The sequence below is a fragment of the Neisseria basseii genome (assembly GCF_962707005.1).
GTDB classification, from domain to species: domain Bacteria; phylum Pseudomonadota; class Gammaproteobacteria; order Burkholderiales; family Neisseriaceae; genus Neisseria; species Neisseria bergeri.
Map to the genome: position 1 here is coordinate 1 of NZ_CAUIXH010000022.1, position 20,754 is coordinate 20,754.

The 20,754-nt window shown below is 43.0% G+C and carries 23 protein-coding genes and 2 pseudogenes; 20 read left to right on the plus strand and 5 right to left on the minus strand.

All coding sequences use genetic code 11. From position 1 onward, the window contains the following. The 6 genes and pseudogenes from Q9I99_RS09600 to Q9I99_RS09630 form a co-directional block, all read left to right on the plus strand. A partial coding sequence (locus Q9I99_RS09600) for an RHS repeat-associated core domain-containing protein (RefSeq protein WP_304666215.1) occupies window positions 1-574 on the plus strand: 574 nt, incomplete at its 5' end. Window positions 575-617: 43 nt separating this feature from the next. After that, complete coding sequence (locus Q9I99_RS09605) at window positions 618-1,106, plus strand: hypothetical protein (protein WP_301667487.1); 489 nt, start codon at window positions 618-620, stop codon at window positions 1,104-1,106. A 127-nt stretch (window positions 1,107-1,233) separates the two neighbouring features. Further along, window positions 1,234-2,574 carry an RHS repeat-associated core domain-containing protein gene (locus Q9I99_RS09615; protein WP_439652324.1) on the plus strand — a complete coding sequence of 447 codons (1,341 nt, stop codon included), beginning with the start codon at window positions 1,234-1,236 and terminating at the stop codon, window positions 2,572-2,574. A 14-nt stretch (window positions 2,575-2,588) separates the two neighbouring features. Continuing rightward, on the plus strand, window positions 2,589-3,044 hold the full coding sequence (locus Q9I99_RS09620) for a hypothetical protein (RefSeq protein ID WP_070608589.1): 456 nt from the start codon (window positions 2,589-2,591) through the stop codon (window positions 3,042-3,044). A 122-nt stretch (window positions 3,045-3,166) separates the two neighbouring features. Continuing rightward, window positions 3,167-4,246: pseudogene (locus tag Q9I99_RS09625) on the plus strand (RHS repeat-associated core domain-containing protein); the annotation flags it as partial. Between the two features lie 10 nt (window positions 4,247-4,256). Beyond that, window positions 4,257-4,652: a hypothetical protein gene (locus Q9I99_RS09630; RefSeq protein ID WP_118778823.1), complete on the plus strand. Its 396-nt coding sequence runs from the start codon at window positions 4,257-4,259 to the stop codon at window positions 4,650-4,652. A gap of 184 nt (window positions 4,653-4,836) precedes the next feature. On the opposite strand, the gene Q9I99_RS09635 is transcribed toward Q9I99_RS09630, so the two are convergent. From Q9I99_RS09635 to Q9I99_RS09645, 3 genes and pseudogenes are all read right to left on the minus strand, one after another. Next, on the minus strand, window positions 4,837-5,823 hold the full coding sequence (locus Q9I99_RS09635) for an IS110 family RNA-guided transposase (RefSeq protein ID WP_439652323.1): 987 nt from the start codon (window positions 5,821-5,823) through the stop codon (window positions 4,837-4,839). A 354-nt stretch (window positions 5,824-6,177) separates the two neighbouring features. Beyond that, complete coding sequence (locus tag Q9I99_RS09640) at window positions 6,178-6,801, minus strand: hypothetical protein (RefSeq protein WP_118778821.1); 624 nt, start codon at window positions 6,799-6,801, stop codon at window positions 6,178-6,180. A 340-nt stretch (window positions 6,802-7,141) separates the two neighbouring features. Then, a pseudogene (locus Q9I99_RS09645) lies at window positions 7,142-8,148 on the minus strand (IS5 family transposase). Window positions 8,149-8,519: 371 nt separating this feature from the next. Here Q9I99_RS09645 and Q9I99_RS09650 point away from each other — a divergent pair. From Q9I99_RS09650 to Q9I99_RS11575, 11 genes are all read left to right on the plus strand, one after another. Continuing rightward, window positions 8,520-9,728: an ATP-binding protein gene (locus Q9I99_RS09650; protein WP_118778768.1), complete on the plus strand. Its 1,209-nt coding sequence runs from the start codon at window positions 8,520-8,522 to the stop codon at window positions 9,726-9,728. A gap of 53 nt (window positions 9,729-9,781) precedes the next feature. Next, window positions 9,782-11,194, plus strand: coding sequence for an SIR2 family protein (locus tag Q9I99_RS09655; RefSeq protein ID WP_118780894.1), 1,413 nt, complete (start codon window positions 9,782-9,784; stop codon window positions 11,192-11,194). Next, the gene (locus Q9I99_RS09660; RefSeq protein WP_118778770.1) at window positions 11,191-11,655 is read left to right on the plus strand and encodes a TIR domain-containing protein; all 465 of its coding nucleotides are present in this window, start codon (window positions 11,191-11,193) and stop codon (window positions 11,653-11,655) included. Before Q9I99_RS09655 ends, Q9I99_RS09660 begins: the two co-directional genes overlap by 4 nt. Next, entirely contained in the window at window positions 11,656-12,285 is a 630-nt protein-coding gene (locus tag Q9I99_RS09665; protein ID WP_118778771.1) for a TIR domain-containing protein, read from the plus strand. A gap of 25 nt (window positions 12,286-12,310) precedes the next feature. Continuing rightward, complete coding sequence (locus Q9I99_RS09670; protein WP_118778772.1) at window positions 12,311-13,135, plus strand: LysR family transcriptional regulator; 825 nt, start codon at window positions 12,311-12,313, stop codon at window positions 13,133-13,135. Window positions 13,136-13,318: 183 nt separating this feature from the next. After that, a complete protein-coding gene (locus Q9I99_RS09675; RefSeq protein WP_118778773.1) occupies window positions 13,319-14,125 on the plus strand; it encodes an integrase core domain-containing protein in 807 nt (268 codons plus the stop codon). Continuing rightward, a complete protein-coding gene (locus tag Q9I99_RS09680; RefSeq protein ID WP_239990877.1) occupies window positions 14,058-14,327 on the plus strand; it encodes a helix-turn-helix domain-containing protein in 270 nt (89 codons plus the stop codon). The genes Q9I99_RS09675 and Q9I99_RS09680 overlap by 68 nt, the downstream gene beginning before the upstream one ends. A gap of 14 nt (window positions 14,328-14,341) precedes the next feature. After that, a complete protein-coding gene (locus Q9I99_RS09685; protein ID WP_192880065.1) occupies window positions 14,342-14,485 on the plus strand; it encodes a hypothetical protein in 144 nt (47 codons plus the stop codon). A gap of 344 nt (window positions 14,486-14,829) precedes the next feature. After that, complete coding sequence (locus tag Q9I99_RS09690) at window positions 14,830-15,369, plus strand: Panacea domain-containing protein (protein ID WP_118778774.1); 540 nt, start codon at window positions 14,830-14,832, stop codon at window positions 15,367-15,369. 818 nt (window positions 15,370-16,187) lie between these two features. Beyond that, a complete protein-coding gene (locus Q9I99_RS09695) occupies window positions 16,188-17,228 on the plus strand; it encodes an RNA-guided endonuclease InsQ/TnpB family protein (RefSeq protein ID WP_118778775.1) in 1,041 nt (346 codons plus the stop codon). A 320-nt stretch (window positions 17,229-17,548) separates the two neighbouring features. Beyond that, complete coding sequence (locus tag Q9I99_RS11575) at window positions 17,549-17,719, plus strand: hypothetical protein (RefSeq protein WP_373323033.1); 171 nt, start codon at window positions 17,549-17,551, stop codon at window positions 17,717-17,719. On the opposite strand, the gene Q9I99_RS09700 is transcribed toward Q9I99_RS11575, so the two are convergent. Together Q9I99_RS09700 and Q9I99_RS09705 are read right to left on the minus strand one after the other, a co-directional pair. After that, window positions 17,697-18,500, minus strand: a complete 804-nt coding sequence (locus Q9I99_RS09700) for a Fic family protein (RefSeq protein ID WP_301668025.1) — start codon at window positions 18,498-18,500, stop codon at window positions 17,697-17,699. The genes Q9I99_RS11575 and Q9I99_RS09700 overlap by 23 nt on opposite strands. A gap of 302 nt (window positions 18,501-18,802) precedes the next feature. Then, window positions 18,803-18,964: a hypothetical protein gene (locus tag Q9I99_RS09705; protein WP_159068594.1), complete on the minus strand. Its 162-nt coding sequence runs from the start codon at window positions 18,962-18,964 to the stop codon at window positions 18,803-18,805. A 418-nt stretch (window positions 18,965-19,382) separates the two neighbouring features. Between Q9I99_RS09705 and Q9I99_RS09710 the strand changes: the two genes are divergently transcribed. The 3 genes from Q9I99_RS09710 (at window position 19,383) to Q9I99_RS09720 (ending at window position 20,728) form a co-directional block, all read left to right on the plus strand. Beyond that, complete coding sequence (locus Q9I99_RS09710) at window positions 19,383-19,529, plus strand: hypothetical protein (RefSeq protein ID WP_301668023.1); 147 nt, start codon at window positions 19,383-19,385, stop codon at window positions 19,527-19,529. A gap of 640 nt (window positions 19,530-20,169) precedes the next feature. Then, window positions 20,170-20,526: a hypothetical protein gene (locus Q9I99_RS09715; RefSeq protein ID WP_301668022.1), complete on the plus strand. Its 357-nt coding sequence runs from the start codon at window positions 20,170-20,172 to the stop codon at window positions 20,524-20,526. After that, the gene (locus Q9I99_RS09720; RefSeq protein ID WP_301668021.1) at window positions 20,483-20,728 is read left to right on the plus strand and encodes a hypothetical protein; all 246 of its coding nucleotides are present in this window, start codon (window positions 20,483-20,485) and stop codon (window positions 20,726-20,728) included. The genes Q9I99_RS09715 and Q9I99_RS09720 overlap by 44 nt, the downstream gene beginning before the upstream one ends. Window positions 20,729-20,754 lie beyond the last annotated feature (26 nt).

Sequence of the window (20,754 nt, forward strand, 5' to 3'; positions counted from 1 at the left end):
GCCGTTCAGACTGCAAAACCAATACTTCGATGAAGAGACCGGGCTGCATTACAACCTGATGCGGTATTACGAGCCTGAGGCGGGGCGGTTTGTGAATCAGGATCCGATTGGGTTGTTGGGTGGGGATAACCTTTATCAGTTTGCACCGAATGCTCAGATTTGGATTGATTATTGGGGGCTTGCTCGTTTGACTTATCGTCATACAATAAAACCAGATAAAAAGACTAATATATCAGAACTGCGTAGGCAAATTAGAGGACAAATAAAGGCTATGAATAAAATTATTCAAGAAGAGGGTTTAATTGGATTAAAAGCGAGAATTAGGGCTTACAACGAAGATGTAGAAAAAGAAGGACGTAATTTTGTCAAAACATTAGGACCTGCTGGTGATTGTAAGGCATGGCTACATGAGCCGGATATGAGGACAGGAGGCAAGCCAATGGATGTAACGAAGGTAGGTGACAAACGTATAAACTCTATTTTGGGAGGACAAGCAGATAGAATAGCTAGGGATATATTAGAAATGCCTGACGAAACAACTAAAATTACGTATCAATTAAAATTGAAGAGGTAGATTGATTTAATATTTTTAACATTATATTTAAAGGAATTTAAGTATGAAAAGTATAGAACATTATAAAAAATTGGATGATGATGGCAAAATGGATTTTCTCGATAATTTTGATGGTAATCCGTCTGTAGAATTTTTGAATTATTTGGAAGAAGAGCTATTTTCTATAAATGTAGATGAATTTGTAAAAGTTGAAATATTAAAATTTTTATCTAGATTTCGGCATGATAATAGAGAAACAAAAGATAAAATAGTAAAACTAATAGTAGAAAAATACATAGATAATGAAGAGATGACCTTATCTATTGCAGCACAGATGTTAATGTTTTTTGATTTGGGGAAAGAAGATTTTAGAAAGATATCTAATTTCTTATTGGATAAAGAATATCAAAATATGGATATGATTGATTTAACATCTTCATTAATTAGATTATTATGTGCAAAAAAAAATAGAAGCAATGGTTCTGATGAGTATTTTCAGGAGCTAGAAAAAATAGATTCTTATAGAGATGATATAAAAACGTGGGCTAATTAACAAAAATTTATAGCAAGCCGTAGCCCGCACAAAACCTCCAATCCCAACGTAGGGTGCGTGCGGTACGCACGCACGCGGTTTCTGTCTTTCAGACGACCTCAATACCTTCTTTGAGGTCGTCTGAACCATTTGCTCTTTAACAATCTCATTCGCCTACGACAAAGCCGGCAACCTGATTCAAAGCGCCGACCAAAGAAGCGGCGTCCTTCATTACGTTTACGACAAAATCGGACGGATTCAGGAAGCCCGCAACAGCCAAACCGGCCGCAGCGAAACCTTCGCCTTCGACCCCGCCCACAACATCCTTTCCGACAAAACAGCCGAAGGGAAGGGCAAAGGCAGTAACATTAGCAGCGGCAACCGCCTAGAATCATACAACGGCATCGAATACACCTACGACGCACTGGGCAACCTGATCTACCGCCAGCTGCCCAATGGCGAAAACCAATATTACCAATACGATTTAGAAAACCAACTCGTCCGCGCCGAAATCAAAAAGCCCGCCGGCAACACCGAGATCTGGACATACGCCTACGACCCGTTCGGACGCCGCCTTTCCAAAGAACGCCAAGACAAACTCGCCTGGACGAGCACCGAACCGAAACGCACCCACTTCGTCTGGGACGGCAGCCGCCTATTGCAGGAGTACACCTACAAAGGCAGCTACACCTATATCTACACCGACCAAGACAGCTACGAACCGTTGGCGCAAATCTTTGACAACGCCAAAGACGAAACCCAATACCTCGCCTATTTCCACAACGACCAAATCGGCATTCCGAGGGAGATGACCGACATCCACGGCAATCTGTTGTGGTACGGCGAATATACCGCCTGGGGCCGTCTGAAAAAGGACGGGCGTGTCTATCAGAACGTCCATCAGCCGTTCAGACTGCAAAACCAGTACTTCGATAAAGAGACCGGGCTGCACTACAACCTGATGCGGTATTACGAGCCTGAGGCCGGGCGGTTTGTGAATCAGGACCCGATTGGGCTATTGGGTGGGGATAATCTGTATCAGTTTGCTCCGAATGCGCAGGGATGGGTTGATGTTTGGGGGCTTAAAAATAATTCTCAGCTGTTGGGAGAAGCAATTACTAAATCTACTCGGTGGTCTGGTCGTCAAGCGCATCATAAAATTCCGGTAGAGGTGTTTAATAATTCTCCACTGTTACAACGCCTAGAAAAACAAGGATTATTTAAACTTAATGGAAAAGGTAACGGAATTATGTTACCGGAATCTCTATCTAAAGGGACTACCCGTTCTAAACATAAGGGCTATCATAGAGGATATAACCAAGCAATTATGGGAATAGTAGATAATATTGATAAAAATTCTAAATGTGATAGAGAAAAGGCTAGAAAAATTCAATCATTACAATCCAAAATTCATAAGGCACTTAAGTCAGGAAGTATGTCTTTATATAAACCGACAACAAAACAAGATTGGATTAATTACTTAACATAATAAGGAGTAACATTATGAATATAATATTAGAATTTATAAAAAATAATTTATTAGAAGTATCAGGTAATTTTCAAAACAGCCGATGGAAAATTATTCAAGATATTTCAGTAGCACAAAGATATGCATATCAGCAGTATGATTTAGAGACTGTTTGGGCGGATTTGCGTGAATCAAACTCACTAATTTTAAAGCTATCTACAGATGAAGATGACAATTTTTGGGATGAATATGCTGTTCCTGCAATTGAAAAAAAATTAAATTCCTTGCACTTAGAGGAGGGATTAAAAGATAGTTTATTTAGTGATATAGATGCCGATTTATTTAATTGTTATTTAAACAACAAATATAAGAAAAATCATCCTATTTGGAATATGATAGAAGATGCTTATTTTAAAGGGTTTTGGCCTTGTGGATGGGAAGGTAAATATCCTGAGGGGAAGCTTGTTGTTTTTAAATTAAACTATGCTTAAATAAAAAACATGATAATCGCCATCTAGATAAAGCATTGAATCCAACGCAAGGTTTTCAGACGGCCTCAATATCTCTTTTGAGGCCGTCTGAAACATTTGTTCTTTAAGAATTTCTCATCCATACATTGGGCAACCTGATCTACCGCCAGTTGCCCAACGGCGAAAACCAATATTACCAATACGATTTAGAAAACCAACTCGTCCGCGCCGAAATCAAAAAAGCAGCGGGCAACACCGAGATCTGGACATACGCCTACGACCCGTTCGGCAGACGCCTTTCCAAAGAACGCCAAGACAAACTCGCCTGGACGAGCACCGAACCGAAACGCACCCACTTCGTCTGGGACGGCAGCCGCCTATTGCAGGAATACACCTACAAAGGCAGCTACACCTATCTCTACACCGACCAAGACAGCTACGAACCGCTGGCGCAAATCTTTGACAACGCCAAAGACAGCAAACAATACCTCGCCTATTTCCACACCGACCAAATCGGCATACCGAGGGAGATGACCGACATCCACGGCAATCTTTTATGGTACGGCGAATATACCGCCTGGGGCCGTCTGAAAAAGGACGGGCGTGTCTATCAGAACGTCCATCAGCCGTTCAGACTGCAAAACCAATACTTTGATGAAGAGACCGGGCTGCATTACAACCTGATGCGGTATTACGAGCCTGAGGCCGGGCGGTTTGTGAATCAGGATCCGATTGGGCTGTTGGGGGGTAGTAATCTTTATTGGTTTGCGCCTAATGTACTGGGATGGATTGATCCTTCTGGTTGGGCTAGAACGGAAACTATTGATCCTCCATGTGATATTAAACACAAGTTTCGATTATTGGCTAGATTCCGCAAACGTAAAAAAATGCCTAAGGCAGGGTCTGAATTGGATGCGCATACAGCTGCTCGTTTAGAAATCGGTGGTCGAGTATTTTATGGACATAATGGACACGGAATAGATACTACTTTTGACAAAGTCAATGCTATTACTAAGACACATGCAGAAGGGCATGTTACTCAAAGAGCTTTAAATGCTGGTATGAAAGGTAAAGCAAAAACAGCTGATATTTATGTTGATAGAGAATTATGCCCTTCATGTGGTAGAAACAATGGTATTGGTTCGTTAGCTAGAGAGTTAGGGCTTGAGTCAATTAATGTACATACACCTAGTGGAAGCAAAAGATATTTCCCACCTAAATAAGGAAGTTATTATGGAAATTACTTTGGATAACTGGAATGGATCTCATTGTAAGGAAGAGGTTTATCATATTAATTCCTCGGAAAGACTTTTAGAAATTTTAGAAAAATTAGATGCTAAGCAACATACTCTTGTAAATTTAGTTTTATCAGAAGAAAACTATTTAATGATTGGTGGAGGGGGAGGGAAATATGTTGTAACAGGTGGAGAAAATGGCATCATTTTTAATTTAATAAACTCTAACGAAGGAAGTACCTCAAAAATAGAATTAAATACGGGAGGGCAAATTGGCTTGTTTGAGTCTAAATATATTTTATCTAAAGAAATAGCATTCAAATGTGCTGTAAAATGTTTGACTATGGGATGTATTCCACAAAACGATTTAGATTTATCCTGGGAAAAATATTAAAGCAAACCCAGTAAGTTGGTTGAATTAAGGCAAAACCAAACCATAGGGTAGTTTGAAACATAACTTTCAGATGACCTTCGTTTGATTCCTTACGGATAAGCAAGCCGTAGCCCACACAAAACCTTTAGTTTTGACGTAGCAACTGTATTTTTCACCCCGTCGGGCAAAAATACCAAAACTCAAATCAAGCTGTTCGGATACCGTTCTCGGTGATACCGTTCCCGGCAAAGTAATCACGCATCCGGGCATTCAATATCGTCAGCAGTTTGCGCATACATGCCGTAACGGCAACCTTATACGGCTTACCCTTGGACAGCAGGCGTTGATAGAAATCCCGAATAAGCGGTTCAAAACGTGTCGCTACCACGGTTGCCATATACAGTGCCTTACGCACCGCAGACCTTCCGCCGAAGCAGCGGCTTTTGAATTTGGTTTCCCCACTCTCCCTCGGGTGTGGGGCAATACCGACCAAACTCGCTATCCGTTTGTGTGACAGCCGTCCCAATTCGGGCAGCATCGCCATCAGCGTAGCCGTCGTTGTCGAACCGATGCCTTTGATCTGCTCTGCCACTTGGGCTTTGCCGTCAAAATGCGTGTGGGTGTGGTCGTCAATTTGTTTGTCCAATTCGTCAATCAGCCGGTCAAAATGGGCAATCAGTTGTTTGACGCTTTCGACTTGCGTTTCGTGAACCTGATGCAGACGGTTTTTCTCGGCAGTCCGCATATCCACCAGTTGGTTGCGGCGGTTAACCAAGGCTTCCAACACTTCTTCCGCTTCTGTGGGCGGGTGGTAGAGCATGGTTTGCCAACCTTCTTTCTGTGCCGTCATCTGTGCGAAGAAGGCGAGCATTTTGGCATCTTTGGCGTCGGTTTTAGTCAGCGACTGCGATTGGGCAAACTGATGCGTCTGACGCGGGTTGGCGATAATCACGGCTATGCCTGCACGGTGGATAGCCTTGACGGCGGGGACTTCGAGACCGCCGGTGCTTTCCATGACGACGAGGGCGACGTTGTGTTTTTTAAGGTATTCGACGGTATGGGCGATCCCTTTGGGGTTGTTGGTTTCGGTTTTGGTTTTAGACAAAGACGAAACGGCGATGGCGAAGTTTCGTTTGGCGATGTCGATGCCTGCGTAATTGTGTTGGATACTCATCATAAACCTGCCTTGCATTCGGTTGTGTTGTCTGGCAACTGTCCGGTTGTGTCGATGGCGCTCCCTGAGCTACGTGACGGTTGTTTGCCTTGGGTGTGTACGGGTGGCGGCCGGGCGGTTTGTTGCTATGATACGGAAGTTCCGATATACAAGGGTGTGTGGCTCTGCCACGCACGCGGTCGGTTGGATATGCAGGCTACGGCTTGCTGAAAATGGGGGGGGCAGGCTGCGTTGAGGGTTATAAAGATTTCAGATGACGTTTGAGGTCGTCTGAGAGGGTTGGGTTAGCGGGTAGGTTGGGTTACCAAACCCAACAAAACGGGAGAGTACGGTTTTGTTGGGTCTAGACCCAACCTACGCTTGCTTACTAGGTTAAAAATTAACGATATTTAGGACGTGTGTTCGAATTTTTATTCGAGTAGCAGAATTTTGAAGGCTTTTTAAATCTTTAACAAGTTCGGGATCTGTATTAAATTGTATTTTGGCTTCTCCTGCTGATTTATTATCATGTAATCTAACATAGAAAAGAACATTAAATCTACTATTTGAAGTAAATTTTTCTTGACTATTTTTATAAAAAAATATTTCTTTTACATTTCCTGACGCAATTACCTCCGTAGCAATTACACTATATTTTCCTTCGTTTTTAACAGAACAAGATATTTGAATAACCTTTTTCTTATCAATGCGAAAATTTTCATTTCGCGTGCAGGTTTCAATTTTTATTTTTGGTTGGAATGTATTATCTAAAAGTAAGCTAATATTTTTATCACGCTCTGTTGCTTTAAACTGTTGGATACTCAATTTCAAGTTAGAAATATCAGCTTGCAATTTCAAGGTTTCGTTTTGAAATCTTTCTCTATCAAGGGAAATTCTTTCTTTTTCATTCTCTAATGTTGGCTTTGATATCTTCTCGTATTGAAAATATAAGCTTCCAAAAGAAATTAGACCACCTACAAATGCTCCAACAATAGCCGCATAAACTTCATTACTCATTTTCAATACTTTCTATTTCAATGAATTACAGAGTAATCTTCAAATATTTCCCAGTATAACTGATTTTTGCTTTCACCACATCCTCCGGCGTTCCACAAGCAATAATCCTTCCTTCCCCATCACCTCAGTTTTAATCACGTCCAGATTATGCTCGATAATCACAATCGAGTTGCCTTTGCCTTTCAGACGGCCTGAGACCTTTGCAAAAAAGCCCTTCCCCCGACAGCAGAAACCCAAAAACAGGTTTTCGGCTGTTTTTATTTCAAATACCTCCTGATTTTACCCAAATATCCCCTTAATCCTCCCTGGACACCTGATAATCAGGCATCCGGGCCGCCTTTTAGGCAGCAACAGGCGCACTTAGCCTGTTAGCGGCTTTCAACAGGTTCAAACACATCGCCTTCAGATGGCTTTGCGCACTTACTTTGCTCAGCCCGAAATAGGCTGCCCGGGCATAGCGGAATTTACGGTGCAGCGTACCAAAGCTTTGTTCGACCACATAACGGGTTTTCGACAAATATCGGTTACGTTTGGTTTGCGCTTCCGACAACGGATGTTTACGGTGGGCTTTGCGCATAATGCCGTCCAGTAACTGATGCTCTTTTAGATGTTTCTGGTTTTCCTCACTGTCATAGCCTTTGTCGGCATAGACGGTCGTGCCTTCGGTTATCCCTTCCAACAAAGGCGACAGGTGGTTGCACTCATGGGTATTGGCTGGGGTGATGTGCAGTTTCTCGATATAGCCTTCCTCATCGGTGCGGGTATGTTGTTTGTAACCGAGTCGGTATAAACCGTTTTTCTTTGTCCAGCGGGCATCTTTGTCTTTACTCGGTGTGGTTTGACCGCTGACTTGTCCTTCGTCATCAACTTCTATGGCCTGACGCTGTTTGCTGCCGGCGGTATGAATAATGGTGGCGTCAATGACGGCGGCGGATGCTTTCTCTATTTTTAGGCCTTTTTCGGTCAGTTTGCAGTTAATCAGTTCCAGCAATTCGGACAGGGTGTCGTCTTGCGTCGCCGGTTGCGGTAGCGGCATAAGGTGCTGTAATCGGGGATGCTCAGTTCGTCAAAACGGCAAAACAGGTTGAAATCGATGCGGGTGATGAGGCTGTGTTCGAGTTCGGGATCGGAGAGGCTGTGCCATTGTCCGAGTAGGACGGCTTTGAACATGGACAGCAGGGGATAGGCGGGACGGCCACGGTGGTCTCTAAGGTAACGGGTTCTTTGACGATTCAGGTACTGTTCGATCGGCTGCCAATCAATCACTTGATCCAACTTCAATAGCGGGAAGCGGTCGATGTGTTTGGCAATCATGGCTTGGGCGGTTTGCTGGAAGAAGGTGCTCATGAGAAATCTCCTAAATGTCTTGGTGGGAAGTTAGGGGATTGGGGGAATTTTGCAAAGGTCTCGTAAGTTAAAGTAAACGGGTTGTTGTGGTAGTCTGCTGCCATAGCGTTGCCTCCTATTGTGGCGAGTAAAATTGCTGATAATAAAGTGGTTATGAGACGTTTCATTTTAAATTCTGCCGATGGAACGCATTATAGGGATTTGTGTTGGTTTGATAATTAGGGGAAATGGCAATGCCGTTGTGAGGAAAACTCAGTAATCAGGCTTTCAGATAACCTTTTATTTTCACTATACTGAAAATCAGCCTGTAAAACCCCTTTAGCTTTGCATTATAATGAAAAAAATCTAGCAAAATTTAGGAAGTTTTCATTATGCTGCAAACTGTATTTGACCGCCCCATTTATCTCAACCGCTTGAAAAAATACCAAAACAGCGAATTTATCAAAGTCATCACCGGCGTGCGCCGTTCGGGCAAGACTTTTGTGCTGGAAATGTTCCGCAGTTATTTGCAAACCAGTGGCGTGGCAGAGGCACAGATTGTGTTTTTGAACTTTGAATCCATGCAGCACCAAGCCTTGCGCACCGCCGAAACGCTGTACCGCTATGTGATGGAGCGTGCGCAGGCGGGGCAGAAAATGTATCTGTTTTTTGATGAGATTCAACGGGTTGCAGGCTGGGAAGATGCCGTGAACAGCCTGCGGGTGGATTTGGATGCGGATATTTATCTGTCGGGCTCAAATTCCTCGCTGCTGTCGGGCGAGCTGGCGACGCTGCTGGTGGGGCGAATGGTGGAAATTCCCGTGTTTCCCCTTTCATTTCAAGAATATATGCAATTCCGCCAATTCGACGGCGTGCCGGACACACTTTTTCCCGAATATGTGCAGCGCGGCGGTTTCCCCGCCACGGCGTTGGTGGAAGATGAAGAAGTGCGCCGCACGATTTTGGACGGTATTTTCAATTCGATTTTACTCAAAGATGTGAGCGAGCGTGCCAACCTGCGCAACGACGGCGTGTTGACCCGCCTCGCCGCCTTTTTATTGAGTGAAACAGGCAACAGCATTTCCATTAACAACATCGCCAACACCCTGAAAAACGAGGGTACGGGCGCAAGCAACAACGCCATTGCCAAATATGTGGACCTGCTGGAACAGGCGTTCATCTTCTACCAAGCACGCCGCTACGACCTGCGCGGCAAAGCCCACTTGCGCACCCAAGCCAAGTATTATAGCGTGGACACGGGCTTGCGCAACGCCACGCTGAACAAATCTTTCCGAGACAATTTCGGTCATCAAATTGAAAACATTGTGTTTATCGAACTGCTGCGCCGTGGCTACCAAGTGGACGTGGGCAGCTACGACAACACCGAAATTGACTTCGTGGCGAAAAAAGGCGCGGAAATCCAGTATTTCCAAGTCGCCATGCAACTGCCCGACAACAGCAACCGAGAAATCGGCAATTTAGTCAACCTGCCCGACAATTATCAAAAAACCGTGCTGACAGCGAATCGAATGGACGTCGGCGAAGTGGATGGGGTTAAGGTGGTGCATGTGGTGGATTGGTTGGTGGAAAATATAGATTAAAAATTTTGGACTCAACCTTATTTTATTCAATCATTAATTAAAGGGAGATAGCAATGACTCTAACTAAAGAACGCCTGATAAAAGAATTAGTTAAAGAACTTTCTGAACATAACTTAGCCGTATTTGCTGGTGCAGGATTATCTGCTTCTGCTGGATTTGTAAACTGGCAGGAACTGCTTTCTGAAATTGCCGAAGATTTAGGGCTAGATGTAAAGAAAGAAACAGATTTAATCGGATTGGCACAATACTATGTTAATAGCAAAGCAAATAACCGTTCTAGAATTAATGAATTAATTCTAGAACGGTTATCGGACGGGGAACCGACAGAAAATCATAAGATTTTAGCAAGACTACCAATTCATACCTTTTGGACAACAAATTACGATAAACTCATTGAAAAATCATTAGAAAATATAGGAAAAATTGTTGATGTAAAGCATGAAACAAAACAATTATCGCAAACAAAATATGGGCGAGATGTGGTTGTGTATAAAATGCACGGAGATGTAGAACACCCAACAGATACCGTTATCATTAAAGATGATTATGAACGCTATTTAATTCAGAGAGGAGACTTCTTTACTTTATTAAAAGGAGAATTATTAAATAAACGTTTCTTATTTTTAGGGTTTAGTTTTTCAGATCCAAATATTGACTACATTTTAAGCAGGGTTCGCGCATCTCACAGCCAAAATCAAAAAGAACATTATTGTATATTGCGAAAAGTTCAAAAAGAAGAGAACGAATCACAGGCAGATTTTGAATACCGCCAACGAAAACAGCAGTTATTTGTTGCAGACTTAAATCGGGTTTCTGTTCAAGTTCTATTAGTAGATGAATATAATGAGATTACAGAATTACTTAAAACGGTTGAGAAAAAATTAAAGCAAAAAACTATTTTTATTTCAGGCGCAGCAGCCGATTATGCTCCTTACAATCAGGCTGATGTTGAAAATTTTGTGTCGGAATTGACAAAAGAAATTTTGAAATTAGGCTATCGGGTTGTAACTGGATATGGGTTAGGAATTGGAAGTGCAGTTATCTCAGGTGCATTAGATTATTTACTAAGGGAGAAAAAGGTTAGAGTAAGCGAAGAGAACCTGATCTTGCGCCCATTTCCTCAAGATGAACAAGGCAAGCAGCAATGGACAGCTTATCGTGAGGATATGATAGCTTATGCTGGTATTTCTTTGTTTATATTTGGGAATAAGAAAGATGGGAAAGGCAGCATTGTTCTCTCAAATGGAATGCGTGAAGAATTTGATATATCCAAACGAAATGGAAATATATTAATCCCTGTTGCTACAACGGGTTCAATGGCAAAAGAACTATGCGTTGAATTATTAAGTATTCCAAGTGAAAGTCTTTTAACAGAAACAAATTTTCGTAAAATTTCTGTTGAATCTGCAAGTTTAGAACAAATCAAACAATCTATCTTAGAAATTTTAAGCGAGGTAAGAAAATGACACGTAAAGTATTTTTCAGTTTTCATTTCGATAGTGATTCTTGGCGAGCTGGTCAAGTTCGTAATATGGGCGTTGTAGATGGCTCAGAACCAGTTAAAGGAAATCGCTGGGAGGATGTTAAATCCAAATCTGAGGAAGTTATCAAACAATGGATTGACGACAATTTAAAAGACAAATCCTGTTTAGTTGTTTTGATTGGAGAAAAAACAGCTAGCCGTAAATGGGTTAAATATGAGATTGATAAAGCTGTAGAATTAGGCAAAGGAATTTGTGGTGTCTATATTCATAAACTTAAAGACCAAAATGGAAAAACATCAAAAAGAGGAAGTAATCCATTACTCAAAGATGCGCCTATTTTTGACTCTCAATATCAATCTAGCGATTTTGTTTATGATGATATAAAAGAGAATATTGCAGATTTGGTTGAAAAAGCAATTAAAATTCGTGATGAGGATAAATAAATGGGACGTAAAATTTTTATTTCGTACAAGTATAGCGACTCAGCTGTAAAACAATTAAGACCGCATGATATCTTTCATACAACAACAGCTAGAGATTATGTAGATATTTTACAGGCTAAGCTCAATCGTGATGGTATCCACATCAATAAAGGAGAAAAAGATGATGAAAGCCTTGCTGATTTTAAAGATGATACTATTCAGGGAAAACTAGCAGATAAAATTTTTGATAGCTCAGTAACGGTTGTACTGCTTTCTCCTAATATGAAAGAAAAATGGGTGAGTGAAAATGACCAGTGGATTCCATGGGAAATTGCTTATTCACTTAGAAATAAAACAAGGGCTTTCAATAAGAGTAAACGAAATGCAATACTATTGGTTGCCCTGCCGGACATCAATGGATGCTATGAATATACCAACCAAACTGGTTTTTTGTTTAATATTATTCAAAAAAATCTGAATAATCTCCAGTATCCTTATCCAGCTACGAAACTAAGAAATGGAATATGTTCTCAATCGTATATGTTGCGTTGCAATTGGGATCATTTTATATCTAATGTAAATGGCTGGATTGATGCTGCTGTTGAGATTAAAGAAAACGCTGATAAATACAGAATTCAATCGTCTATTTAATTAATCCTGATATAGAACCCAACCCATGCAAAACCGCAATTTCAACGACCTCTACGCCTTCATCCAAGTCGTCAAGCTCGGCAATTTCAGTCGGGCGGCGCAGTCGCTCGGGGTGCAGCCGTCGGCGTTGAGCCACCGCATGAACGACTTGGAAAACCGCCTGAACACCAAGCTGTTAAACCGCACCACCCGTTCCATGTCGCCCACGGAGGCGGGGCAGCGGCTGTATGAGCGGATTGCGCCGATGTTTGGCGGCATTCAGGAGGAGCTGGCGGCGTTGGGCGATTTGCACGGCAAAGTGTCGGGCAGGCTGCGGATTAACACCGCCGAAAACCCCGTCTATTACCTGATTTACCCGAAAGTGCGGTCGTTTTTGGCGCAGTTTCCCGAAGTCGATGTGGAGATTTTGATTAACAACAGTTGGTCGAACATTGTGGCGCAGGGCTTTGATTTTGGTGTAAGACCTTTGGGCGACGTAGCGCAGGATATGGTTGCCGTGCCGATTTCGGGCGAACGGGCGATGTGCGTCGTTGCCGCGCCCGACTATCTCACCCGCCACGGGCAGCCTGAAACACCGTCCGAACTGGTGCAACACCGCTGCATCGTGCCCGCCAGCCTCACCTTCAACAGCACCGCCCTTGTCAAAACCGCCGCCCTCGACGGCTTGGGGCTGACCTGGCTGCCGCACTACGCCGTCGCCGACGAACTCGCCTCGGGCGCACTGGTCGAACTGTTCGCCCGCGCCCGCGCCGTCTATCCGCCGATGGCCTTATACTACCCGCCCAACCGCCACAAAACGCAGGCGGCAGAGGCGTTGATTGAGTGGTTGAAAATAGAAAAGGTCGTCTGAATCCCAAGTTCAAGGCTTAATGCCATGGAAACTGTGTTTTCAGACGACCTTGCTCGCACTTTTCTCTCTTTATAAACTGTCAGCATCCCAAACGCGCCAAACAACCGCAAGACAAAATTTTCAGACGACCTAGTGTAGAAACCAGTAGCGTTGTTTACAGTATTTCCAGGAGAATACTGAAATATGAACATGCACAAAAACACCCGTCTAACCCCGCACCACCGCCAAGCTATTTGGCTGGCCTACACGCAGGAGAAGGAAAGCGTTACCTCCCTGGCCCGCCGCTACCAAGTCAGCTGCGTCACCATCTACCGCGCATTTAAAGCCGCAAGAGGCAGACTGCTCAAACCCCAAACTAGTACCAACAACCGTTTCAAACAGGCAAAGTACGGAATGAAACGCCTGGCCAAGGTAGAACGCAGCATTCAGGAAAAACTCAAAAGGCAGGCCAAACGCTACAATAAATCCTACCCCGGAGAGCTAGTACATCTCGATACCAAACGGCTGCCGCTGCTCAAAGGGCAGAAAGCCACCGATAAGCGGGATTACCTGTTTGTCGCCATCGACGATTTCTCAAGGGAGCTATACGCCGCCATTTTGCCGGACAAAACCGCAGACAGCGCCGCCAAGTTACTGACCGGACACCTGATTGATCCCTGCCCATACCTGATTGAGTGCGTTTACTCCGACAGCGGTACGGAATATAAAGGCTTGGCCAACCATGCTTTCGGTGTAGCCTGTTACGAGAACGGGATTGGTCAAAAGTTTACCCGGGTTGCCCGTCCGCAGACCAACGGTAAGGCGGAACGGGTTATCCGCACCCGGATGGAGATGTGGCATGAAAAGCAGAGTTTCGACAGCTCGGAACACCGGCAAAAGGAGCTGTGCCGGTTTGTGAACTTCTATAACACGGTGAAGCCGCATGGTAGTCTGGGCGGCAATACGCCGTTTGAGGTCTTGCAGGCTTACTTTTCTCAACCTATGGTGTAAACAACGCGACAATTTCCTACATGAAGATTTGCACAAAAGGATTATCCAACTCACACTAAACGGTGTGAGCATTACAGGGATAGCATCTGCACTTAAATGTAGTCCTTCGACGGTAAGTAAGGTTAGACGGGCTTATAACCGCAAACATAAGTCGGGTGACAAGGATCAGTTCGATATATTTAAACCGACTTTAAAGAAGTGAGTAAAGGAAAAACCATGGCGCACCAAAAATCAGAAATAGTTTTGGAGAAAGTCTTTGTGGCCGCAGTGAACTATCAGGTCCAAGACACGCCAACAATTATATTTGAAAATGGTTCAGCCAGGCTGATGCGGAATCAGTTTGAAGATTCAGGAGACTGAGAAAAAATTGCAAAACAGTTAGACTTGGCTCGCTCAGGAAGGTAATGCCATATCTTGTTTTCAGCTTCAAACTGCAATAGAATCTTAACGTCTGAGCCGTTCAGACATCTTTGTAATGTGTTTGACCACCGGTGCTTATCAGGGGACCGGTGGTTTTTTACTCTTTCATCACATATCATCCTCTTAAAATTTCCCTTTGTTTGTTCTTTGTATTTGTTCACATTATGCAAATTAAAGGGTATTATTGGGGCAGACGCAGAAAGTTAACAAACTGTCACTGCTAGCATTGCCAGACAGATACACGAAACAGCTTGCGGATTTATACACAACGACGGGAACAGAAAATGCTGAGCGCACACGATGTGGCAGATTTCTTCCTTTCCCCTTTTGAAGAAGAGGAAGGGGAGCAGATATCCAATCTCAAACTTCAAAAACTGTTGTACTACGCACAAGGCTACTCTCTTGCTATACTTGACCGCCCCCTTTTTGCCGAAAATATCGAACACTGGCAGCACGGGCCGGTAGTACCCTGTATTTATCGTACCTACAAAAAATACGGTAGCAGTCCCTTACCTGCGGCTCATATCGAACCGGACAAATATGCGGACGAAGAGTTGGTTGTCCTCAACCGTGTCCGTAAAGAGCAAGGCTGCTACACGGCATGGGCATTACGTAATAAAACCCATCAGGAAGCCCCGTGGGTACAGACCCGGCAGGGCGAGATCATAGGGATTACACTACTGCGCGAATATTTCCGCCATAGCTTGCCTCCGACTGATTACAATTTCGATTTGGAAAAACTTAAAACCGCTGTTGATGGCAGTTTTGTCAGCATTCCGCAATTCGATACTGTTGATGATCTGGAAAAATGGCTGGAGCGATAAATGCAGGTACTTTTGGCCGAAGATTTCAAAAAGGGTTGGAAAATTTCCCTAAAGAAGACCGCAGAAAAATTGCAGAATTTATTCTATTCGTCCAGTAAAACGGATTGACCGGCTTGCCCGGAAGGAACAAATCCAGCGACAGCGTACCGAAAGACGACCCACAATGGTTGGAGAAAGTACAATTTGCCCAACGGCATAACCTTTGGCATTACCACATAGGCATTCCTGAATACAAAGGCAGCAGATACGGAGATTTTACATCTGCCTATATTCTTCACTACATCCTTGGTGACGGCTTCATCAAAATTGTAGGCTTTGACAGTCATCCGCCTTTTATCTTACCCAACATCCCTGAATGACAACTTTAAACCGCCTAACGGCGGTTTTTTACACCAAGTTGACCAAAATAGCATTTGAAAAATGGATCTATGGTTTTCTTAATGTCTTCAATATATTCCTTACAGTTACAAATCGTACTTTCTTATTTAGAGTGCTGATAAAGATGGTTGTTTTTTTGAATTTACCAAAACCGCCGGTAACGTATTTGATAGTAGGATGATTAATCTGAAGTTCAGGTGGCCTTCTTTATGGAATATTATCCACAGATTTTGTGGATGTTTTGGGGATATAATACCCTTAGATAAATTTGCCAGCATTTCATACAGTAGCTCAGTAGGTACATCATATTGGGCTTCCAGTACGATGTCCTAGTAGATAACAGAGTGAGAAAATAATTATCAGCCCTGTGCCGTAAAACTCCGTCCTTCAGGGCGGAGATATAAGGCACAAACACAAATCAAAGGTATAATCATACCACTATGATAATACGCAAAGCCTTTAAGTTCGAAATCATGCCAAACGGCGAGCAAATCCGCAGAATCAAGCAGTTCTGTGGTTGTGCCCGTTTTGTCTTCAATCGGGCTTTGGCGTATCAAAATGAACAGTACGAAGCAGATAAATCGTTTAAATTCAGCTACGCCAAAATCGCGAATTTGCTGCCTGAATGGAAACGTGAGTTAGTTTGGCTTAAAGACTGCCACAGCCAAGTGTTGCAGCAGAGTTTGAAAGATTTGGAAAGTGCATTCAAAAATTTTTTCGCCAAACGTTCGGACTTTCCAAAATTTAAACGCAAGGGAGAAAAAGACAGTTTCAGATTTCCACAAGGCTGCAAATTGGAGCAACAAAATAACCGTATCTATTTACCCAAAATTGGTTGGGTGCGTTATCGCAATAGCCGAGCTATTTCAGGCAGCCTGAAAAATGTAACCGTCAGCCAAAAATGCGGTATGTGGTATGTTTCTATTCAAACAGAATTTGAGACGGAAACACCAAAACCCAACGGCGGAGAAATCGGTATTGATATGGGCATCGTTCGTTTTGCTACTTTGTCCAACGGCGAATATTTTGAGCCGATTAACGCATTTAAGAACCTAAAAGGCAAATTAGCGAAACTACAAAAACGTTTCAAAAACAAGACCAAATTTTCTAAAAATTGGCAAAAGTTAAAAGTCAAAATTGCCAAATTCCACCATAAAACCAGCAATATTCGTAAAAATTACCTGCATCAAATCAGCAGCAAAATCAGCCGAAACCACGCGATTGTGTACGTTGAAGATTTGCAAGTGGCGAATATGTCCAAATCAGCAAAAGGCGATGCTGAACAGCATGGCAAAAACATCAAACAAAAATCAGGCTTAAATCGGGCGATTTTAGACCAATCTTGGTATGAATTTAGGCGACAGTTAGCGTATAAATTGGCTTGGAATGGTGGGTTTTTGTTTGCCGTACCGCCGCAAAATACCAGCCGTTGTTGCCCTAGTTTTGGAAAAAATGTGCAGCTGTACAAAGTCGGAGAATAGCCGTCCATCCCTAAGGACGTGCGCAATGGGTAACGGTAGTACGCAGTTGGCAGATAAGGTCTGTCAGCCTGTAAAGACAGAGAAAAACATCCGCAATCGAGGAGATTCAAGATATGAAATTTACATATTTATTCTAGTTCGCATAATACACCTTATGTTAAATTTTATATTTTGCCGAAGCCTGTAATACCGAGTAAATCTGGTTGAACGGCACACTCCAGTAACGCCGAAACATTCTCTCAATCCCCCCCCCACCGCGTCAATGGCGGGCTTTTTATACCTTATCCGAAGAAACCCATCGCACCCTTAAAGCACGCGCATTGGTCGCCGACCAGAGTACGGAAGCGGGAATTCGGCTGATACTGGATAATGCTGCACATCTTGACATCCTCCCCCGCCTAAAGGCGTGGAAGGATGTCAAGCTTTGTTTTAATCGGATTCATCGTGTCACTCATACCTCCAGTAAATTCAAATGGAAAAATCCCGTATGATTTCCGGATCGGATTTGGGTTCGTATTTTCTCACCGTATTTTCGTAGGCATGAATGAAATATTCTTTAAACAGCGTATATTCACCTGTCTCATAGTAGGAAATAACGGCGGATGAATAATCCCGACAACTGTCCGAATCCAGTACGCACGGAAAAATTTTCTCCCTCATTAAGGAGAGTGCCATACAGTTTCTGGCAGTGCGTTTGTTGCAGTCTTTGAAAAATTGCAGGTAGGCCAAATTGTTATGCAGGTAAACAGCCCGGTCGAAAGGATTTTCGACTTTCCGGGCGACCTGTATGATCCAGTCTAATTCGGCAGTTAAATTCTCCGGATTGGATAAAGGCGTATATTCGGTTCCGCTGATTTTCACACTTCCACGGCGTACAACGCCGACAGCCCCTTTTTCAAGCAGTTTGTCGGCAATCAGCGAATGCGTGGTTTTGACAAAATCTTTCCAGTCAAACGGTTCCGGCGTATCGATGCAAGACATCAGAAAGCCGTAACTATCCCTCAGATTGACCAGCATTACGGCATCCGAATACGGTTTACCTGCGGCGGTTTGACCGATTTTCAATAAAGCCTGAGTATCATGCCGGTCGTAGGTGTTACCTTCCAGTCGTGCTGAACTGTATATGAAATCGATGCCGATTTCTTCAATATTGCGTGACGAATCAGTCAGCAGGGATAAAGGCAGTCGACCAGACAGCTCAAACAAATATTCCTGCTCCGTTAACGAAAAAATCTGCCGTTGATTTGTAAAATTCGGTCTGTATGTCGACATTTTAAATTCCTTCGTTTGAATAGCTACACCACATGGGAATACCACTTTATTAAACAAAATATTTGACTGAAGTCACATGGTGGTCATCATATGGCGGCTCTGACATGCCTAAAATATCGATTGCATATCGGTTAACCAAAACTTCTTCGTCCTTAAACTTTTGGTACTGTTTCCGGCAATATTCTCGGAACTCTGTTAAATTTGATGGCAAGAACCCGCAACCGTCTGCACCGTAAATGTAATCACCTTCGAACAAGCTGTCTTTCCGGACAATCAGTCCGTTTTTAACCCAGAACTTCGGCTCAAAATAAAGTTTCATCTATCAAAGTAGCAGCTGCTTCTCTAACCGCAACATCGGACTCTTCAAGTTTTTTGCAAAACGTATTCAATGTATTTTCCAGAACCACAACAAAGTTTCCTTTTAGAGCGAAGTTAATCATCAAATCGAAAGCTTTTAGGTTCATGGTGGATTCCTTCACATATCAATACCCAACATTATAGTGTTTTTTTCTTTCCGAAAAATTTAGAGATAAAAATGGGACTTTGGTTTTTGGCTGAAGTGTGTGGAAGTCATCGACGAATTGATGTCAACGGTTTCTATTTTGGCTGAGTGTGTTTAGGTCATCGACAACTGAAACTGAGTTTTACTGTTCCGGTTTTGGCTGAGTGTGTTTCAGTCATCGACAACTGAAACTGAGTTTTACTGTTCCGGTTTTGGCTGAGTGTGTTTCAGTCATCGACAACTGAAACTGAATCCTACTGTTCCGGTTTTGGCTGAGTGTGTTTCAGTCATCGACAACTGAAACTGAATCCTACTGTTCCGGTTTTGGCTGAGTGTGTTTCAGTCATCGACAACTGAAACTGAGTTTTACTGTTCCGGTTTTGGCTGAGTGTGTTTCGGTCATCGACAAACTGAAACTGAATCCTACTGTTCCGGTTTTGGCTGAGTGTGTTTCGGTCATCGACAAACTGAAACTGAATCCTACTGTTCCGGTTTTGGCTGAGTGTGTTTCGGTCATCGACAACTGAAACTGAGTTTTACTGTTCCGGTTTTGGCTGAGTGTGTTCCGGTCATCGACAACTGAAACTGAGTTTTACTGTTCCGGTTTTGGCTGAGTGTGTTCCAGTCATCGACAACTGAAACTGAGTTTTACTGTTCCGGTTTTGGCTGAGTGTGTTTCAGTCATCGACAACTGAAACTGAATCCTACTGTTCCGGTTTTGGCTGAGTGTGTTTGAAAGCAACGCATTTTCTATATAAATATTAAATATTATTCTTTATTAATAGGTATAAATATAATATATTTATATATATCCAGAATTTGAGATTTTTGTACACCACTTTTTCCAAAATAACTCAGCATTTTTAAATTCCTATATTTTCAGAAATCTGTCTGTTCTTGATTCTACTGCGCCAAATATCCACGCCTTGTAGGACATACTATAAATCAGAGTTGATACTAATTTGTTCTTTACAGATATTAATTAAGGAACAGTCATTATGGCAACATTAATGGAAAAAGATGTATTGACTGAAATAGTAGTTTCAAGACTGGCACTGATCAGCCGCACACTGGATAACCGTGAATATCTAAATCACAATGCCGATTGTAACAGGCTACTTGAGATTCGAGACTTTCTGTATTCTGCCCTACCTCAGAAAATAGACTATGACTCAATTTTGTCTGAATGCAACTCCATATAAACATTACAAACCATTCGGCAAAGGCATTAAAGAAAAACGTACCGATGTGTATACCGGTTATACTTACACACAACAGCTCAGTGAAGCCAACAAACTGCGTACCGGTTTAGGTTTGGGCTATGAAAAATACAAAGATGCGGTAGCTAATGAGAAAGGATCGCTCAACGCCGAGCGCGAAGCCTTCTATACCAAAGCGCACGCCGACCTGACTTCCGATTTGGGCTGCGGCTGGTATCTGAATCCTTGGGCAGAGGTTAAGGTTGACCTGGAACGCCAAATTGAAACACAACGCAACCACAGCCTGTGCTTCAGCCAACATTAATGCAAAAACACGCGGATGGGGCGTGAGCGTAGGTGCGAATATCGGCAAACAAATTACCGATACCGTCGGCATCGAAGCCGGCCCGTTCTACAAACACCGTCACTTCAAAGCATCCGGCAGCTTCGTTTTAGACGGCGAGAACATCCGAGTCGATCCTACCAAAATCAACGAATACGGTGTTCGTGTCGGCGTGAAATTCTGATTTTCCTTAGACATTATCGAGCATAA

Coding starts and splice junctions, on each gene's coding strand:
- Q9I99_RS09605 (WP_301667487.1), top strand. CDS start 618: ATGAAAAGTATAGAACATTATAAAAAATTGGATGATGATGGCAAAATG.
- Q9I99_RS09620 (WP_070608589.1), top strand. CDS start 2,589: ATGAATATAATATTAGAATTTATAAAAAATAATTTATTAGAAGTATCA.
- Q9I99_RS09630 (WP_118778823.1), top strand. CDS start 4,257: ATGGAAATTACTTTGGATAACTGGAATGGATCTCATTGTAAGGAAGAG.
- Q9I99_RS09635 (WP_439652323.1), bottom strand. CDS start 5,823: ATGCAAGGCAGGTTTATGATGAGTATCCAACACAATTACGCAGGCATC.
- Q9I99_RS09640 (WP_118778821.1), bottom strand. CDS start 6,801: ATGAGTAATGAAGTTTATGCGGCTATTGTTGGAGCATTTGTAGGTGGT.
- Q9I99_RS09650 (WP_118778768.1), top strand. CDS start 8,520: ATGCTGCAAACTGTATTTGACCGCCCCATTTATCTCAACCGCTTGAAA.
- Q9I99_RS09655 (WP_118780894.1), top strand. CDS start 9,782: ATGACTCTAACTAAAGAACGCCTGATAAAAGAATTAGTTAAAGAACTT.
- Q9I99_RS09660 (WP_118778770.1), top strand. CDS start 11,191: ATGACACGTAAAGTATTTTTCAGTTTTCATTTCGATAGTGATTCTTGG.
- Q9I99_RS09665 (WP_118778771.1), top strand. CDS start 11,656: ATGGGACGTAAAATTTTTATTTCGTACAAGTATAGCGACTCAGCTGTA.
- Q9I99_RS09670 (WP_118778772.1), top strand. CDS start 12,311: ATGCAAAACCGCAATTTCAACGACCTCTACGCCTTCATCCAAGTCGTC.
- Q9I99_RS09675 (WP_118778773.1), top strand. CDS start 13,319: ATGAACATGCACAAAAACACCCGTCTAACCCCGCACCACCGCCAAGCT.
- Q9I99_RS09680 (WP_239990877.1), top strand. CDS start 14,058: ATGGTAGTCTGGGCGGCAATACGCCGTTTGAGGTCTTGCAGGCTTACT.
- Q9I99_RS09685 (WP_192880065.1), top strand. CDS start 14,342: ATGGCGCACCAAAAATCAGAAATAGTTTTGGAGAAAGTCTTTGTGGCC.
- Q9I99_RS09690 (WP_118778774.1), top strand. CDS start 14,830: ATGCTGAGCGCACACGATGTGGCAGATTTCTTCCTTTCCCCTTTTGAA.
- Q9I99_RS09695 (WP_118778775.1), top strand. CDS start 16,188: ATGATAATACGCAAAGCCTTTAAGTTCGAAATCATGCCAAACGGCGAG.
- Q9I99_RS09700 (WP_301668025.1), bottom strand. CDS start 18,500: ATGTCGACATACAGACCGAATTTTACAAATCAACGGCAGATTTTTTCG.
- Q9I99_RS09705 (WP_159068594.1), bottom strand. CDS start 18,964: ATGAACCTAAAAGCTTTCGATTTGATGATTAACTTCGCTCTAAAAGGA.
- Q9I99_RS09715 (WP_301668022.1), top strand. CDS start 20,170: ATGACTCAATTTTGTCTGAATGCAACTCCATATAAACATTACAAACCA.